The following is a 15693-nucleotide window of genomic DNA, read 5'->3' on the forward strand; positions in this document are numbered from 1 at the left end:
TGAAAACCCTTATTCCCCGGGCCAGACTAGCTCGTGTGTACGATGACCATCACGCTGAAAGACTTCTACGCCGATTGGTGTGGACCGTGCAAAACGCAGGATCCGATTCTCGAAGAACTTGAAGAAGACTGGGAAGACGAACTGCAAGTGGAGAAAGTCAACGTTGATGAGCAACAGGACATCGCCAACGAGTACCAGGTGCGATCGCTGCCCACCCTCATCATCGAGAACGACGACGGTGTCGTTGAACGGTTCGTCGGTGTGACCCAGCGCGCCGACCTCGAATCTGCGCTCGAAGAAGCTGGCGCGTAACCGCCTCAGTCATCACAGACGGCACAGATTTCGCCCGTTATTTCGTACAGATTCTGTCTGGCGTCAGCGAAATACACGTCCTCGTCGACCGCATTGATCTCCTCGAGACGTTCGAGGGCGTACCGAACCGTGCGCGCGGACAACATCGACTCTTCGACAATTCCTTTCTGCGTCAGCGGACCGTTGTATTCGAGCACTTTGTACACCAGTTTCGCACTCGGAGGCAGGTCAACGAGATTCTCTGTAGACGAATCACTCATTTTCTGGAAACTCACACGTCCGTGCCGTATAAAGATTGAGGCATGACGTGCCGGCGCCACAATGTCATTTCAAAATCATGAAATGTGGGTGAGTCCGCGCTCACCAGATCAGACACCAGCTCTGGCTAATCGAACGGTTTTTGCAGCCGGCGAGCGGATTCGTTCGCATGGCAACCGATGCGTCTTCGTCCCGGAGCGACTACATTCGGAGTGTGACGGTCACGGCTCTGGCCGCCATTCTCGGAATTGTTGGCGCGATCGGGGCACTCGTCGTCAACAGCTCGATGGCTCCAGCCGCCATCGCCAAAAGCACGGACTCCGTGCTGTTGTTGGTCGTGGTCATCGCCGTACAGATCCCGTTGTTAAAGGTGAGCGGTGCGGTTGAGGAGCTCTCCGGGAAAGACATATTGTTCATTGTATTCGTCACCTTCTCATTCTGGTTTGTTACCCTGACGATTCTTCTAACGAGTGGAGTGAGCGTCTAATGGCCGAAGACAGTATTGCCGTCGTGGATCTCGACCGCTGTCAGCCCGACCGGTGCAACTACGAGTGTGCAAACTACTGTCCGCCGAATCGCACCGGCAAGGAGTGTATCACAAAGCGGGGCGAGGAAACGATGCAGGGCCAGCCGGATCAGGTCCGGATCTCCGAGGAGATCTGTCTGGGCGAGTCCTGTGGGATCTGCGTCGTGAAATGCCCATTCGATGCGATCGAGATCATCAACCTCCCCCAGGAGTTAGACGAAGCGCCAGTGCATCGGTACGGCGAGAACGCCTTCTCGTTGTACGGACTTCCGGCACCACAGGAAGGGAGCGTTACTGGTATTCTCGGTCCGAACGGAATCGGTAAAACCACGGCCGTTCGGATTCTCGCCGATGAAATCACGCCGAATCTCGGCGATTACGGCACAGACACCGAGTGGGAGACCGTGATCGACGCCTACCGCGGCACGGAACTGCAGACGTATCTCGAAGCAATGCAGGCCGGAACAGTGACGGTTGCCAGAAAACCACAGTACGTCGATCGGATTCCGGATCAGTTCGACGGCAACACCCGGGAGTTGCTCACAGGAACTGACGAACGTGGCGTCGTCGACGAACTGCTAGAGCGACTGTCGATCGAGCCGATCGCCGATCAGCCGATCGATACGCTCTCGGGCGGCGAGCTCCAGCGGGTTGCACTCGCTGCAACGCTTGCTCGCGATGCGGATTTCTACTTCCTGGATGAGATCACGCCGTATCTCGATATTGGCCAGCGCGTCACGGCCGCCCGACTAATCCGCGATCTCGCCGAAACGGAAGATCGATCGATGCTCGTCGTCGAGCACGACCTTGCAGTATTGGATCTGCTTGCAGACAGCTTACACGTCGCGTACGGTGAGCCCGGAGCATACGGCGTTATCACACCGCCGAAATCGACACGCCAGGGTATCAATGAGTATCTCTCGGGCTATCTCGAGAACGAGAACATGCGGATTCGCCCCGAAGCGATCGAATTCGAGGCCCACGCACCCCGAACGGCGTCGGCGGGCGACGTGCTCGTAGAGTATCCCGCACTCGGAAAATCCTACGGCGAGGACGAATTCTCCCTAGAGGTCGAGGGGGGCGTCATTCGCGAAAACGAGGTCCTAGGTGCCGTCGGACCGAACGGCATCGGTAAATCTACGTTCGCGAAGCTGCTGACTGGCGGGCTCGAACCGACAAGTGGTTCGCTCTCCGAGTCACTCGATATCGCGTACAAACCACAGTACATAGAGATCGATGAGCCGATGCGCGTCGACGCGTTTCTTGCGTCGATCACCGACCAGTTCGGGTCGTCATACTGGCAGACGGAGATTGCGCAGCCACTCCAGCTCGAACGGATTCTTGAGCAGTCGCTAATGGATCTTTCAGGGGGTGAACGCCAGCGCGTGGCTATTGCGGCCTGTCTCTCGAAGGACGCAGATCTCTATCTTCTTGACGAACCATCAGCCCATCTCGATGTCGAACAGCGCGTGCTTGCCACCCGGGCAATCCGGCGATACGCAGAAAATCACGACGCGACCGCGCTCGTTATCGATCACGACATATATATGATCGATCTGCTCGCCGATCGACTGCTCGTCTTCGACGGTGAGCCCGCAAAGCACGGACAGGTTTCTGCACCGGTCGGGATGCGCGAGGGAATGAACGAATTCCTATCGAATCTTGACATTACGTTCCGGCGCGACCAGCGAACGACACGGCCACGGATCAACAAACCAGGAAGCCAACTCGACCGCCAGCAGAAAAACGCCGGGGAGTATTACTACGCCCCAAGCGAAGAGTGAACGACCCTCAGTGATCCTTGTGGTCGAACACGCCACGGTGGTAGAGAACTACCATTACGCCAATCGCACAGCCCAGCACCACGGGAAGGGCCCACTCGAACTCCACGTCGACCGGGAGTGGATCGTACACCGCAACGGCCAGTACCAAAAACGTGAGTAGCACTAGCGCGGCTAGTGCCCGGATCGTGGCATCCCCTCGCATACTCACCATAGGTACTATTTCAGCTAACATAGTACAAACCTTTCGTTAAGTCAAGTCTCTCATATATAAATTTCACAACTTGTTCGGCAGGACGAACCATCGTCGATCAGTGAACGTGCCGGCTACAGCTCCCACAGAGATACTGTTCTTTGACATCGACTTCACGAACGGTGGGTGAAAAGTTCATCACGCAGCGTTTGTTGTCACAGTGTTCGAGCCCGAGCGTGTGGCCGATTTCGTGGATGACTTCCTTTCGTATCCGGTCGGCGAACACCTCGCTGTTAGAGTTGGTGGCGAGTCCACCGTCGGTTGTCGTCTGGAGACGATACGTAGAGACGACGCTACCATTCCCGTCGAGATAAGCGAGTCCGAAGACGTAGTTTCGTCGTCGGTAGAACAGATCCTCAGTAGTGACTGCGATGGTTTTTCCGCTGGTACCAACGTGACTGGCGAGTTCAATGAACGCTTCGGCCCGGTACTGGTCGCGATTCGAATCGTAGGCATCGTTCGGAACCGGTCGATCGTCGTGCACAGTGACATCACAATCATACACTGAACGGAGGCCAGAAGAGGCCTCACGTTTTACCGCCGCGGGGACATCACCGACCGGCACGATGTCGACATGCATAGAAAGGGATTAGAACGGGGCGGGTATAAACATCCCGACGTGACGACATCCCGCACGCGTGCGGCGTTGGTCGATCGACTCGCGCCGTATCAGACGCTCGTGGAAATCGGCATCGGATCCCGGACCGATGTCGCCGCTGCGCTTGCGACCCGCGCGAGCGTGACTGCCGTTGACGTTCGGACCCATCCGGTGCCGGCCGCGGTTTCGTTCGTCCAAGACGACGTGACTGACCCACAGTTGTCGGTGTATAACGGAGCGAACGCACTGTACGCGCTTAACTGCCCGCCAGAGCTCCAGCGACCGTTGCAGTCGCTCGCTACCGAAATAGACGCTGACTGTCTGTTTACGACGCTCGGCGCAGATCCAACGCTGGTTGGCGTCGAACCCGAGACGATTCCCGGCGACACGCTCTATCGAATCCCAACCAATGGAGGGCCCCACTGTGACCGTTGATGCCATTGTACTCGACATCGACGGCGTGCTGATCGACGTCCACGATTCGTATCGACGAGCCGTCGTGGAGTCAGTTGAGCAAGTGTACGGAACGACAGTCTCGAAATCGGCGATTCAACCATTCAAAAACGCATCGGGTTTCAACAACGATTGGGAGCTGACACACGCGATCGCACTCTACGTCCTTGCACGAAACGAAGGACTCGAACTGGATATTCCGTCGTTTACGAACGAGGTTGCCATCGTCGGTGGCGGTCGACAGGGGGCGAGAACCGTTGTGGCCGATAGCCTGGATCCAGCCGCACGTGAGCGCGTGCTCACCGCCTGGGACCCAGAGCGGCTCACTACCGTCTTCCAGCAGCTCTATCTCGGCAGTGAACTGTACGAACAACTCCACGACGCGACCGCGACTCTCGATACGACAGGATTCATTCATGACGAGCCAGTGCTGCTCGAACCGAGCACTCGAGATCGGCTCGACGACTGGGAACTGGGTGTGTTCACCGGACGGCCCGGAGCCGAGGCGACGATCGCGCTCGATCGGGTTGGCCTCGAAATCGCCAAAGAGCGTTGTTACACGATGGACAGTCCGACGCCTGGAAAGCCAGCTCCGGACGCGTTATGCGAAATCGCAGCATCAATGGCCCGCTGTGAGACCGTCGCCTTCGTCGGTGACACGCTCGACGACATCGAGACCGCACACAACGCCAACGAGACCGACGACGATCACACGTACGTTCCTGTTGGCGTCGAAACTGGCGGACTCAATGGTGAAGAGGGCCGCCAACTGCTCGCTGACGCCGGCGCCAAGATCGTCGTCGAATCGATCAACGAGCTCCCTGTAGCACTCACCTGATCGATCGGTGCTCTCGACAGCGAAACGACGAATCCGAGTAAATAACAATCATTTGTATAGAATCAGGGATATCGGGAACGTTTACGGTGTCGGACAAATTCGGAGGGAGTAATGAACAGCCCTGACGGTCTTGATCATCCGTGGCTTCCGAACAGTCTCGACGATTCGTTCGATCCGCTCGCACATGCTGACGTCCAGCCTTCTCCAGAGACGCCGTTGATCGTGACGCCACGCGGAGGCGCACGCGAGGTCGGCAGAAGTTGTATACAAATTGACACCCAACACGGTCGGTATCTCGTCGATTGTGGGTTGAATCAGGGTGCTGGAGAGCAGTTTCCGGCGTTGTATGGGATCGAACCGAAATCGATCGACGCGGTGTTTCTCACACACGCTCACATCGATCACAGTGGTGGATTGCCGGTGCTCACAGCACGTGGCCTGCTGGCCGACGACGCACCAATCATCGCGACGCCACCGACGGTCTCGCTTGCGACCGTACTGCTCCGCGATTCGCTAAAAATTCACCGCCAGCAGGCCCACCAATCGGGCGTTTCTCAGCAGTACACCGAAGACGACCTCGAGGACGTGTTCGATCGGTTCACGACGATCAATTACGGTGGTGGACGGATCGAAGGACTCGCGCCGGTTCCCGACGGCGAGACGCTCGTGTTTCAGTACGGAAACGCGGGTCATCTGCTCGGATCGGCGTGGATCATGCTCCAAACAGGTGGCTATCGGGTAGTACTCTCCGGAGATCTTGGCGGTCGGATGACACAGCTGCCAGACATCACGCCTCCACCGTCTGCCGACCTGCTCGTGCTCGAATCGACCTACGGCGACACCCACAGCCACACTGCGATTGCAGACGCCCGATCGACGCTCTATTCGGCCGTCGAACGCGCGATCCAAAACCGCGAGCCGGTGTTGCTGCCCACGTTTGCCGTCGGCCGAGCCCAGAGCCTGTTGTTGTTGTTCGCCGAGCGGTTGCATATGCTCTCCGATGAGCTACATGACCGCGTCAGGCTCGTCGTTGACGGGATGGCACAGGAGGCAACCGAGATCTACCACGAGTACGTGACCGACGACACGTATATGGACGAGTCAATCGTCAACCGGGTGACTGACAGCGGCTGGGAAGAACCGTTTTTGCCCCCATCCACGACGTTTCCCGACTCCGACGAGGATCGCCAGCGGCTGCTTGCGGAGACAAAACGCGGTGAGATCGTTCCCGTGATTATTGCGCCATCGGGGATGCTCACCGGTGGCAACTCGCCGCGGTATCTCGTCGAATTTGGCGCCCGGTTTGACGCTGCGACGGTCCTGTTGACCGGCTATCAGGCGCTGAACACGACGGGGCGAGCGCTCCAGAACCAGCAAAAAGCAAAGGATGATACGCTGACCATAACCACTGCGGCCGAGCCGTTCGGAACGGATTGGCCCGAATCCCCAGCCGTAACGTGGACGAGCACCGGGAGTGATGATCCGACCGAGCGCGTGACCCGGGCGACGATCCCAGCGGACTGGGTCGAAACGGTTGATGGCCTGAGTGCACACGCTGCCCAGCATGGACTGTTGGAGTTTGCCCGTACCGTTGGTCCCGATACGATCGGACTCGTTCACGGTCCGGAGTACGCACAAGCGAATTTCGGCACGCATCTGGCCGCGAACGTGGCCGGGCTTGAGCAGGCGACCCGCTGTCGGCTGCTGACGCCCATGGTTGTGGGACAGAGCGAATCGCTACAGACCGCCGCAGTCTCACCGGAGATGCTAGAGCGAACCGGCTATCAGGAGCTCGACGAACAGCTCGATCAGGTCTACGACCAGCTAGTGGCACTCAATGAGGAAGTCGCCGCCGCCCGAAACGATACTGGACTCTCTGAAGCAGAAATCAGGGAAATCGTGCGCGACGAGCTCGAAAATCACGAATTGGCGGCTGGGAATTGACCCAGTGTCACCGTGACTGAATGATCGACGGCCGATTGCACACATCATTCAGTGGCCACACAAGAGCGTGACAAGCAGCGATAACAGCTATGCAACGAAACAGTCAGTCCGACCGATGACGGCCAGTTCTGGTGATTCGATCCGTTCGATCGACCCTGGTGGTCATCCGCCGTGACCGACGGTCTCAGTTCGATGATGACGCGTCGTCGTCCACGTCGTCGAAGTCGGCATCGACGTATTCGGTGTCGTCGCCCATCCCAGCACCGTCCGGTCCAGCCCCACCCGGGCCAGCTGCACCGGCACCGGGGCCAGCACCAGCACCGCCAGCACCCGCAGCCTGCTGTTGATACATCTGTTTGCCGATTTCCTGAAGTGCTTCGGTGAGCGCTTCGGTGTCGTCTTTCAGCGCCTCGGTCGAAGCGTCCTCGTCTTCGAGCGTCTCCTCGACCTGCTCGATTGCCGACTCGATATCCGAGCGAAGATCATCAGAGACCTCTTCGTCGTTCTCTTCGAGCAGCGTCTCGGCCTGCTGGATCGTGGATTCGGCGTTGTTGCGCGCCTCGACCCGCTCACGACGCTTCTCGTCTTCTTCGGCGTGAGCCTCCGCGTCCGCTTTCATCTGCTCGATCTCATCATCCGAGAGACCAGTGCCGCCCTCAATGGTGATCGACTCGGCGTTGCCGCTGCCTTTGTCCTCGGCCTCGACGTTGACGATGCCGTTCTCGTCGATGTTGAACGTCACTTCGATCTGGGGCGTTCCGGCCGGGGCCGGCGGAATGTCGGTGAGCTGGAACGCGCCGAGCAGCTCATTCTCCTCGGCAACCTCGCGTTCGCCCTGGAATACCCGCACCTGCACGGCCTGCTGGTTGTCGGCCGCCGTAGTGAAGATCTTGGACTCTTTGGTTGGAATCGTGGTGTTTTTCTCGATGAGCCGCTCGAACAGCCCGCCTTTCACTTCGATGCCGAGCGACAGCGGCGTCACATCGAGCAACACCATGTCGTCGACCTCGCCACCGAGGATGCCACCCTGAATCGCCGCGCCAAGCGCAACCGCTTCGTCAGGGTTGACGTTTTTCTTTGGCTCCTGGCCGGTGAGCGTCTCGACTTTCTCCTGGATCATTGGCATGCGCGTCGAGCCACCGACGAGGAGGACGCTGTCGATGTCGTTTTTCGAGTAGCCAGCATCGGCGAGTGCCTGCTCGGTCGGCGGAACCGTCCGCTCGACGAGATCCTGCGTCAGCGATTCGAATTTCGCGCGGCTGAGTTTCTTCTCGAGCGTCAGGGGTCCAGAGTCCGTCGTCGCGATAAACGGTAGGTTGATCGTCGTCTCCTTCCGGCTGGAGAGTTCGACCTTCGCGTCTTCGGCGGCGTCTTTCAGCCGCTGGAGCGCCTGGCGGTCATCTGTGAGATCCTTTCCGTGTTCTTGCTCAAACTCGGCGGCGAGCCAGTCGATGATTGCCTGGTCCCAGTCGTCACCACCGAGGTCGTTGTCTCCGTTGGTCGCCTCAACGTCAATGACGCCGCCACCGCTTTCGAGGACGGAAACATCGAACGTGCCGCCACCAAGGTCGAACACCATCACGGTCTGCTCGGAATCGTCGTCGAGACCGTAGGCCATCGACGCCGCCGTCGGCTCGTTGACGATTCGCTCTACCTCAAAGCCGGCAATCTCGCCCGCATCTTTCGTCGCCTGGCGCTGGCTGTCGTTGAAATAGGCAGGAACAGTGATGACAGCTCGCTCGACGGTGTCACCGAGATACTCCTCGGCATCGCGTTTGATCTTCTGGAGAATCATCGCCGAGATCTGTTCGGGCGTGTACTCCTCGCCGTCGATTGGGACCGTATAATCGTCCTCACCAATGTGTCGTTTGATCGACTCAATGGTCCGATCAGGATTCTGGACGGCCTGGTTTTTCGCCGGCCCACCAATGAGTCGCTCGTCGTCGGTGAAGGCGACCACCGACGGCGTAGTGCGATTGCCCTCAGCGTTCACGATTAGTTCGGGATCACCGCCTTCCATCACCGCAAAAGCGCTGTTTGTGGTACCGAGATCGATACCAAGAATCTTGTTGCTCGCCATGTTGTCTCCCTCTATTGCTGTCGAACCGTTAAACCTTGCTGAATAGAGCGCTTCACCGGCCGATACCGTCCCCATAGCCGCTTGCGATTTCGTCCGATCAGGCCACGTGTGCACGAGACGGGAAAGCCTTTACTGTCGGATGAGCTAGGCTGAACCAATGGTACTCGACGATCTTGGAAGTTCACTCAGGGGGTCATTATCGAAGCTACAGGGCAAGTCCCGGCTGAGCGAAGAGGATGTCGCCGATATTGTCAAAGAAATTCAACGATCGCTGTTGCAGGCCGACGTTGACGTCTCGCTCGTGATGGAGCTCTCCGATTCGATCGAAGCGCGGGCACTACAGGAAGATCCGCCGGCAGGAACGAGCGCACGCGATCATGTCCTGCGGATCGTGTACGAGGAGATGGTCACGCTCGTTGGCGATTCGACCGAACTGCCACTCGAAGAGCAGACGATCTTGCTCGCTGGATTGCAAGGATCGGGAAAAACCACCTCTGCTGCGAAGATGGCGTGGTGGTTTTCAAAAAAAGGGCTCCGGCCAGCCATCATCCAGACGGATACCTTCCGTCCGGGTGCGTACGATCAGGCAAAGCAGATGGCAGAACGCGCGGAAGTGGAATTTTACGGCAATCCAGACGGAGAAGATCCGGTCGAGATTGCCCGTGCCGGGCTCGAAGCCACGAGCGACTGTGACGTACACATCGTCGACACGGCCGGTCGACACGCGCTCGAAGACGATCTCATCGATGAGATCGAAGAGATAGACTCGCTGGTTGAGCCCGACACCAGCCTGCTCGTCCTCGACGCGGCAATCGGCCAGGGGGCGAGCGATCAGGCCCAGGAGTTCGAACGCGCGATCGGTATCGATGGTGTCGTCATTACGAAGCTCGACGGAACAGCAAAAGGTGGCGGTGCGCTGGCAGCAGTCAACGAAACCGACTCTACGATCGCGTTTCTTGGAACCGGTGAGACCGTCCAGGACATCGAACGCTTTGAGCCCAGCGGCTTTATCTCGCGGCTGCTCGGAATGGGCGATCTCAAACAGCTCTCCGAGCGGGTCGAGCGCGCCATGGATGAGACCCAGGCCGAAGACGACGACTGGGATCCCGAAGATCTGATGTCCGGGCAGTTCACGCTCAATGACATGCGAAAACAGATGCAAGCGATGAATCGAATGGGGCCGCTTGATCAGGTGGTCGACATGATTCCGGGATTTGGCGGCTCGATCCGAGATCAGCTTCCGGATGACGCGATGGACGTCACTCAGGACCGACTCCGAGATTTCGAGGTGATCATGGACTCGATGACCGAAAACGAGCTCGAACAGCCTCGATCGGTCGGCGCTGACCGCGTTCGAAGGATTGCACGCGGGGCTGGCCAATCCGAAGAACGGGTGCGCGAACTGCTCGAACAGCACAAAATGATGGAACGGATGCTCAAGCAGTTCCAGGGCATGGGCGACAGCGACATGCAGCGAATGATGAAAAAGATGGACGGCGGCGGCGGTGGTGGCGGTCTGGGTGGACTGGGCCCCTTCTGAGCGCGGCATTCGAGTACCAAATTCTACGTTGACCACACAGTCACTCGGCGTGTAACGAAGATTATTAGTCTAGGCGTCGAAAGCATCCGGCATGAAAACGACCCACTCGGTCCGGATCGAAGATGTTCGAGAACTGACGCTTCCAGCCGATTCGGTCGAGCTGGTGGTGACTTCGCCACCGTATCCGATGATCGAGATGTGGGACGAGTTATTTTGTTCGCTCGACGAGGAAATCGAGGGAGCACTCGATGGTTCGGATGGAGAGACGGCGTTCGAGTTGATGCATCAGGCTCTCGATCCGGTCTGGGATACGTTGTCACGAGTGCTGGTCGATGGGGGAATCGCCTGTATCAACGTCGGTGATGCGACCCGAAACGTTGGCGAGGGGTTTCGGGTGTTTCAGAACCACGTTCGAATCAGTGATGCGCTGACCGACCGTGGCTTTTCGCCGTTGCCCGACGTGCTCTGGCGAAAGCCATCGAACTCCGGTGCGAAGTTCATGGGGAGTGGGATGCTCCCGCCGAACGCGTATGTCACGCTCGAGCACGAGTACATTCTGGTGTTCAGAAACGGCTCGAGTCGGCGATCGTTCGAGTCCAACGCCGACGATCGCTACGAGTCGGCCTTTTTCTGGGAGGAGCGCAATCGGTGGTTCTCTGACACCTGGTCAGACATCAACGGAACCGAACAGCCCCTTGAGCTCCCCGGCGAGGACGACGACGTTCGTGATCGCTCCGGAGCGTTCCCGTTTTCGATACCGTATCGGCTGATCAATATGTACTCGGTCTACGGCGACACCGTGTTCGACCCGTTCTGGGGAACGGGAACGACCTCACTCGCAGCGATGGTGGCGGCCCGCAACTCCATTGGCTGTGAGATCGAGCCGGCGATGGCAGAGCTGTTCGAACAGCGACTCGAGTCGGTCGTAGGGTTCGCCGAGGATGTGCTCTCAGGGCGTCTCGATGCCCACGAGTCGTTCGTCGACCGGCGGACCACAGACGAGGGGCCGCTTTCGTACGACGCTTCGAACTACGATCTCCCGGTGATGACCAAACAAGAGCGCGATATACAGCTGTACGCCATTGACGGCATTTCCGCAACCGAGAAACCCGAAGGAACACAATACACCGTCGAACACGACCCGTTTTACCGCGACACCACAGGCGAGCCATCGCTCACAGAGACGCTCGAACGGGCAAAAATCGATTCATTGTCAGACATTTGAGGCCCCACCGAACGGTTGTCTTTTTGTGAGCAGGGCTCGCCCCTAGGGTATGAGCGTCCGTGGGGTGGCAGCGACCGTGTATCGCGAGGGTGTTGGCGCACTTGGCGTGAGCTCGGTTGGAAGTTTACTCGCGGGGTCCCTCCTTGGCGGACTCGAGACGGAGCTGCAGCGGCTTCCTGGCTTGCTCGTGCTCGTCCCCGCATTATTGGCCACCCGCGGAAACGTATACGGATCGCTCGGTGCGCGTCTCGCCACCGCACTCCAGCAGGGACTGCTCACGCCCACGCTTCGGTCGCACGACCGGCGGCTCTACAACGCGCTGGTAGCTGCCCTGTGTACCGGGCTGTTCACCAGCGTGTTCGCGGCCGTGGCCACCGTTGTGGTGTTGTGGCTGCTGAACGCCGCGGTCGCGCCGGCTTCGCTGGTGGCCGTCTCGTTTCTGGCCGGCCTCGCTTCCGGAATCGTTCTCTCAGCAACCGTGACAGGTGTCGTGTTCGTAGGCTACCGACGAGGGCTGAATCCCGACACGCTCGTCGGTCCGGTGGTGACGACGACCGGTGACGTGTTCGGAATGATGTTTCTGTATCTCGCAGCGCGGGTGGTACTGGCGTGGTGAGTGGTGAATGGACGGTCGAGGCGATCGTTCGAGCCACGCTTCCAGTGTTGTGTGTGCTGACACTGATCGAAATCGGCAGCGGAATGGTTCTCCACGGTTTCGAGGCCACGCTGGTTCAGTATCCAACGCTGCTCGTGCTCGTTCCGGTGGTGATCGGCACGGCCGGCAACCTCGGGAGCATGCTCGCCTCACGGCTTTCGACGGCGCTCCATCTGGGAACACTGACGTTCGGAACGAACGCGCTTCTGGTCGGCCACGTGCTTGGAACGATACTCCTCGCCGGAACGCTCTTTCCGGCAGTTGGTGCGGGTGCCTGGCTACTCACGTCGGTGATTGGATCGCCAACGCTCGGACTTGGCCGTGTGCTGATCGTCGCGACGCTCAGCGGCGTTGTGTTGGCCCTGGTGGTCGTGATTGTCACCGTGAGCGCGACGTATATCGCGTATCGACGACGCGCTGACCCGGACGACGTGGTGATCCCAACCGTCACGAACGTCTGCGACGTGCTCGGGGTATTGGTGTTGTTCGCCGTCGCACAGCTCGTGGTGTAGTCCACTCGATGGAGAGTTACTCGTCGTCGACCGGGACGCCGTCTTCTGTCGGTGGTGCGAGCTGTCTGACGTACGCCGCCGGATCGCCCTCAGAAACCGTGATCGTCACCGTGATATCGCCAAGTTCGTCGGGATCACCGACCGCGAAGTTGACAACGTCTGCGTAGGCGGCTTGCTTTTTCAGTCGGAACGTCACCGTGTTCGTTTCGGGGGTGAGTCCGTCGAGCATCGTGGTCCGAGCGGAGTCGAGAATCGCCTGCTCGTGAAACCGTTCCGAGAGCCGTTCGAGCGAGTGTGTCCTCGCAACGACAGTGCCGGGAGCCCTCTCGTCGCCAGATTGCGTTTCGACCGTTGCTTCTGGAGCGAGTGTGTCGATTGCCTCGATCACCCGCTCGGTGCGTTCAGTGGCGTAAACGGGTGCTTCGAACGTCGCCGTAACGTGAAAAATTTGACTACTCATCGTCTTCGAGCAGGCGTCGAACCTGCTTGTGGTATGCCTCAATGCTTTCAGTGTTCTCGATCGTCTCATCTGCCATCTCGATCGCAGCACCCATCCCGAACCCGAGTTCGCGGGTGTCGCGTTCTTCGAGGGTCTCGACGGAGGGATCGTCACGCTGGCGCTCGGAGAGTCGGTCCTTGCGGAGCTCGAACGGGGCAGTGATTGCCACCAGCGTGAATTCGTCGCCAAACGCCTCAAGGAACCGTTCGACTTCCGCATCGGATCGAATGCCATCGATCAGCACGGTGTCGTGCGTTTCGAGCGCGTCGCGGATGGGTTTGAGCGATCGCTCGGCGATTGCCCCCGGGCCATTTTCTTCTCGCAATGCGACCGCGATCTCCCCGTGGTGGTCTGAGGGATCCAGACCGCGAGCGCGACACTCCTCTCTGATCACGTCGCCCATCGTGATCACTGGAATGTCGAGTTCGGCTGCGACGGACGCGGCCTCGCCCTTTCCACTGCCTGGTAGTCCCACGGTCCCAACGACGTTCATTACTGGACGGTCGGGACGAGATGGCCTTAATGGCTCCGTTCGATCGAGCCCTCGGTGCGAATCCAACTGCTTTTGATGGTTGACGCAGATGATCCGAATGCGGGCACGTAGCTCAGCCAGGATAGAGCGTCGGACTTCTAATCCGACGGCCGTGGGTTCGAATCCCACCGTGCTCGTGGCCGGTACGCTCTTATTCGATCCCCTGTAATCACTCTCCGATGAAGTCCTCAGAACACGCCGTCGTCGGCACGGTCGTCAGTGCGATCGGCGTCCGGCTGTTCGGTCAGGAGCTGTCCGTCGCCCAGAAGCTCGGTCTCTGGCTGTACGGCGTCGTGCTCAGCGTCGTCATTGATCTCGATCATTTCGTACTCGGACGCTACTATCTCGGCGACTGGTCAATGCTCAACGAAGCAATCAGTGAGCCAGCCCGGGCGTTCACCGATCCGGCGTGGCTGTTCACAGACGTTGATATGGACACCGAACGGCTGTTGAGCCACGCCATCATCGGCGGGCTACTCTCGCTCGGATTGTTCGTTGTGACGCCACTGCTAGGGGCATTCACTGCCCTCGTGCTCTACGCGCACGGGTTCTGTGATCTGCTCCGCGATACGAACACGCTGTAGGACTCAGGCGTCTTCGAAGCCGTCTTCGAAGACGAACGTGCCGTTTTGCTGTACGATTTCGCCGTCGAGTTCGATTCGTGAGTCTTCGCTCATGTCCACGATCATGTCGACGTGTGTTGCGCTCTCGTTTGGCTCGTGGTCCTCGCCCACGGTTTCGGGGTAGGCCCGACCGACCGCCATGTGGACGGTGTCGCCCATCTTCTCGTCAAACAGCATGTTGTACGTAAACCGGTCGATGTCGCGGTTCATGCCGATGCCGAGTTCGCCGAGCCGGCGAGCGCCTGGGTCGGTCTCGAGGACGCTCTGGAGCACCGATTCGTTCTTCTCGGCCTCGTGTTCGACGACCTCGCCGTTTTCGAAGACGAGCCGCGCGCCGGTCACCTCCTGGCCCTGGTGATAGAGTGGCAGATCGAACAGCACCTCGCCCTCGACTGAGTCGGGAACTGGAGCGGTGAACACCTCACCGCCAGGAAGATTTTCGTGGCCGTCATCGTTGATGGTAATCATTCCTTCGACGGACATCGTCAGGTCCGTCGTCTCGGAGCTGACGATTCGGACCTCACTGGCCGCGTCGAGTCGCTCAACCATTGCCGCCTGGTGGTCGTGCTGGGCTTGCCAGTCCTTATCGATTGCGTCCCAGACGAAGTTCTGGTAGGCGTCGGTACTCATCTCTGCGAGTTGGGCGTTGCCGCTCGAGGGATACTGCGTGAGACACCAGTCTTTCGACATGATCGTCTCGCTCACCGGCTGGTTGACCCGCGAGCGCTCGGCCACGATTTCTGGCGCGACGTCGCTGAGTTCGGTGACGTTCGAATCCCCCCTGATCCGGATGATTTTGTCAGTTGCTTCTGCGAGCGCAAGCTGATGGGTGGGGGTTTCGAGACCGTCCGTACCGGCCGCCTTGAGATATGCACGGCTGGCGCGCCCATTCGAGAGCGTGTTGACCGGCACGCCGCCGATATCCCCGACCGCCTCGTTCAACGCGACGATGAGATCTTCGGCCGCTGCTGGACCGGTAATGAGGACGTTGTCACCTTCCTCCACGCCGACCGAGTGGTTGACGATGATCGACGCGTGTTGGCGAATTCGTGGATCCATACCAG

General features: G+C 59.1%; 18 protein-coding genes and 1 tRNA gene. 12 read left to right on the forward strand and 7 right to left on the reverse strand.

The window, feature by feature from the left end; genetic code table 11:
* Positions 1 to 42: 42 nt before the first annotated feature.
* Positions 43 to 312 (forward strand): thioredoxin, encoded by a 270-nt coding sequence (trxA, locus tag JXQ78_RS03530; RefSeq protein ID WP_330632102.1) that lies wholly within the window; start codon positions 43 to 45, stop codon positions 310 to 312.
* A 5-nt stretch (positions 313 to 317) separates the two neighbouring features.
* On the opposite strand, the gene JXQ78_RS03535 is transcribed toward trxA, so the two are convergent.
* Positions 318 to 572 carry a helix-turn-helix domain-containing protein gene (locus JXQ78_RS03535; RefSeq protein WP_330632103.1) on the reverse strand — a complete coding sequence of 85 codons (255 nt, stop codon included), beginning with the start codon at positions 570 to 572 and terminating at the stop codon, positions 318 to 320.
* Positions 573 to 739: 167 nt separating this feature from the next.
* On the opposite strand from JXQ78_RS03535, the gene JXQ78_RS03540 reads away from it, so the two are divergent.
* Complete coding sequence (locus tag JXQ78_RS03540) at positions 740 to 1057, forward strand: EMC6-like membrane protein (RefSeq protein ID WP_330632104.1); 318 nt, start codon at positions 740 to 742, stop codon at positions 1055 to 1057.
* Positions 1057 to 2880, forward strand: coding sequence for a ribosome biogenesis/translation initiation ATPase RLI (locus JXQ78_RS03545; RefSeq protein ID WP_330632105.1), 1824 nt, complete (start codon positions 1057 to 1059; stop codon positions 2878 to 2880). The genes JXQ78_RS03540 and JXQ78_RS03545 overlap by 1 nt, the downstream gene beginning before the upstream one ends.
* Positions 2881 to 2887: 7 nt before the next feature.
* Here the strand turns inward: JXQ78_RS03545 and JXQ78_RS03550 are convergent, their stop codons facing one another.
* Positions 2888 to 3082, reverse strand: coding sequence for a hypothetical protein (locus JXQ78_RS03550; protein WP_330632106.1), 195 nt, complete (start codon positions 3080 to 3082; stop codon positions 2888 to 2890).
* 106 nt (positions 3083 to 3188) lie between these two features.
* A complete protein-coding gene (locus JXQ78_RS03555) occupies positions 3189 to 3710 on the reverse strand; it encodes an archaemetzincin family Zn-dependent metalloprotease (protein WP_330632107.1) in 522 nt (173 codons plus the stop codon).
* Positions 3711 to 3749: 39 nt separating this feature from the next.
* Here JXQ78_RS03555 and JXQ78_RS03560 point away from each other — a divergent pair, with 39 nt between their 5' ends.
* The 3 genes from JXQ78_RS03560 to JXQ78_RS03570 all read left to right on the forward strand — a co-directional run bounded on the left by JXQ78_RS03560 (position 3750) and on the right by JXQ78_RS03570 (position 6963).
* The gene (locus JXQ78_RS03560) at positions 3750 to 4163 is read left to right on the forward strand and encodes a UPF0146 family protein (protein ID WP_330632108.1); all 414 of its coding nucleotides are present in this window, start codon (positions 3750 to 3752) and stop codon (positions 4161 to 4163) included.
* Complete coding sequence (locus JXQ78_RS03565) at positions 4153 to 5019, forward strand: TIGR01548 family HAD-type hydrolase (protein ID WP_330632109.1); 867 nt, start codon at positions 4153 to 4155, stop codon at positions 5017 to 5019. The genes JXQ78_RS03560 and JXQ78_RS03565 overlap by 11 nt, the downstream gene beginning before the upstream one ends.
* Before the next feature lie 111 nt (positions 5020 to 5130).
* Positions 5131 to 6963 (forward strand): MBL fold metallo-hydrolase, encoded by a 1833-nt coding sequence (locus JXQ78_RS03570; RefSeq protein ID WP_330632110.1) that lies wholly within the window; start codon positions 5131 to 5133, stop codon positions 6961 to 6963.
* Between the two features lie 184 nt (positions 6964 to 7147).
* On the opposite strand, the gene dnaK is transcribed toward JXQ78_RS03570, so the two are convergent.
* Positions 7148 to 9043 (reverse strand): molecular chaperone DnaK, encoded by a 1896-nt coding sequence (dnaK, locus tag JXQ78_RS03575; RefSeq protein WP_330632111.1) that lies wholly within the window; start codon positions 9041 to 9043, stop codon positions 7148 to 7150.
* A 157-nt stretch (positions 9044 to 9200) separates the two neighbouring features.
* On the opposite strand from dnaK, the gene JXQ78_RS03580 reads away from it, so the two are divergent.
* From JXQ78_RS03580 to JXQ78_RS03595, 4 genes are all read left to right on the forward strand, one after another.
* Positions 9201 to 10583, forward strand: a complete 1383-nt coding sequence (locus JXQ78_RS03580) for a signal recognition particle protein Srp54 (protein WP_330632112.1) — start codon at positions 9201 to 9203, stop codon at positions 10581 to 10583.
* 91 nt (positions 10584 to 10674) lie between these two features.
* A complete protein-coding gene (locus JXQ78_RS03585) occupies positions 10675 to 11808 on the forward strand; it encodes a DNA-methyltransferase (RefSeq protein WP_330632113.1) in 1134 nt (377 codons plus the stop codon).
* 49 nt (positions 11809 to 11857) lie between these two features.
* A complete protein-coding gene (locus JXQ78_RS03590) occupies positions 11858 to 12424 on the forward strand; it encodes a magnesium transporter (protein ID WP_330632114.1) in 567 nt (188 codons plus the stop codon).
* Positions 12421 to 12975, forward strand: a complete 555-nt coding sequence (locus JXQ78_RS03595; protein ID WP_330632115.1) for a magnesium transporter — start codon at positions 12421 to 12423, stop codon at positions 12973 to 12975. The genes JXQ78_RS03590 and JXQ78_RS03595 overlap by 4 nt, the downstream gene beginning before the upstream one ends.
* A gap of 16 nt (positions 12976 to 12991) precedes the next feature.
* On the opposite strand, the gene JXQ78_RS03600 is transcribed toward JXQ78_RS03595, so the two are convergent.
* A complete protein-coding gene (locus tag JXQ78_RS03600; RefSeq protein WP_330632116.1) occupies positions 12992 to 13435 on the reverse strand; it encodes an RNA-binding domain-containing protein in 444 nt (147 codons plus the stop codon).
* Positions 13428 to 13967: an AAA family ATPase gene (locus JXQ78_RS03605; RefSeq protein WP_330632117.1), complete on the reverse strand. Its 540-nt coding sequence runs from the start codon at positions 13965 to 13967 to the stop codon at positions 13428 to 13430. The genes JXQ78_RS03600 and JXQ78_RS03605 overlap by 8 nt, the downstream gene beginning before the upstream one ends.
* Positions 13968 to 14068: 101 nt before the next feature.
* Between JXQ78_RS03605 and JXQ78_RS03610 the strand changes: the two genes are divergently transcribed.
* A tRNA-Arg gene (locus tag JXQ78_RS03610) sits at positions 14069 to 14143 on the forward strand.
* Positions 14144 to 14185: 42 nt separating this feature from the next.
* Positions 14186 to 14590, forward strand: coding sequence for a hypothetical protein (locus tag JXQ78_RS03615; protein ID WP_330632118.1), 405 nt, complete (start codon positions 14186 to 14188; stop codon positions 14588 to 14590).
* A gap of 3 nt (positions 14591 to 14593) precedes the next feature.
* Here JXQ78_RS03615 and JXQ78_RS03620 read toward each other — a convergent pair whose 3' ends face one another.
* Positions 14594 to 15688 carry an aminopeptidase gene (locus tag JXQ78_RS03620; RefSeq protein WP_330632119.1) on the reverse strand — a complete coding sequence of 365 codons (1095 nt, stop codon included), beginning with the start codon at positions 15686 to 15688 and terminating at the stop codon, positions 14594 to 14596.
* Positions 15689 to 15693: the final 5 nt, after the last annotated feature.

The sequence above is a fragment of the Halocatena halophila genome, assembly GCA_027563145.1.
In the GTDB taxonomy this organism is placed as follows: domain Archaea; phylum Halobacteriota; class Halobacteria; order Halobacteriales; family Haloarculaceae; genus Halocatena; species Halocatena halophila.

Coding starts and splice junctions, on each gene's coding strand:
- JXQ78_RS03590 (WP_330632114.1), top strand. CDS start 11,858: ATGAGCGTCCGTGGGGTGGCAGCGACCGTGTATCGCGAGGGTGTTGGC.
- JXQ78_RS03570 (WP_330632110.1), top strand. CDS start 5,131: ATGAACAGCCCTGACGGTCTTGATCATCCGTGGCTTCCGAACAGTCTC.
- trxA (WP_330632102.1), top strand. CDS start 43: ATGACCATCACGCTGAAAGACTTCTACGCCGATTGGTGTGGACCGTGC.
- JXQ78_RS03550 (WP_330632106.1), bottom strand. CDS start 3,082: ATGCGAGGGGATGCCACGATCCGGGCACTAGCCGCGCTAGTGCTACTC.
- JXQ78_RS03540 (WP_330632104.1), top strand. CDS start 740: ATGGCAACCGATGCGTCTTCGTCCCGGAGCGACTACATTCGGAGTGTG.
- JXQ78_RS03585 (WP_330632113.1), top strand. CDS start 10,675: ATGAAAACGACCCACTCGGTCCGGATCGAAGATGTTCGAGAACTGACG.
- JXQ78_RS03615 (WP_330632118.1), top strand. CDS start 14,186: ATGAAGTCCTCAGAACACGCCGTCGTCGGCACGGTCGTCAGTGCGATC.
- JXQ78_RS03535 (WP_330632103.1), bottom strand. CDS start 572: ATGAGTGATTCGTCTACAGAGAATCTCGTTGACCTGCCTCCGAGTGCG.
- JXQ78_RS03605 (WP_330632117.1), bottom strand. CDS start 13,967: ATGAACGTCGTTGGGACCGTGGGACTACCAGGCAGTGGAAAGGGCGAG.
- JXQ78_RS03620 (WP_330632119.1), bottom strand. CDS start 15,688: ATGGATCCACGAATTCGCCAACACGCGTCGATCATCGTCAACCACTCG.
- JXQ78_RS03600 (WP_330632116.1), bottom strand. CDS start 13,435: ATGAGTAGTCAAATTTTTCACGTTACGGCGACGTTCGAAGCACCCGTT.
- JXQ78_RS03555 (WP_330632107.1), bottom strand. CDS start 3,710: ATGCATGTCGACATCGTGCCGGTCGGTGATGTCCCCGCGGCGGTAAAA.
- dnaK (WP_330632111.1), bottom strand. CDS start 9,043: ATGGCGAGCAACAAGATTCTTGGTATCGATCTCGGTACCACAAACAGC.
- JXQ78_RS03580 (WP_330632112.1), top strand. CDS start 9,201: ATGGTACTCGACGATCTTGGAAGTTCACTCAGGGGGTCATTATCGAAG.
- JXQ78_RS03545 (WP_330632105.1), top strand. CDS start 1,057: ATGGCCGAAGACAGTATTGCCGTCGTGGATCTCGACCGCTGTCAGCCC.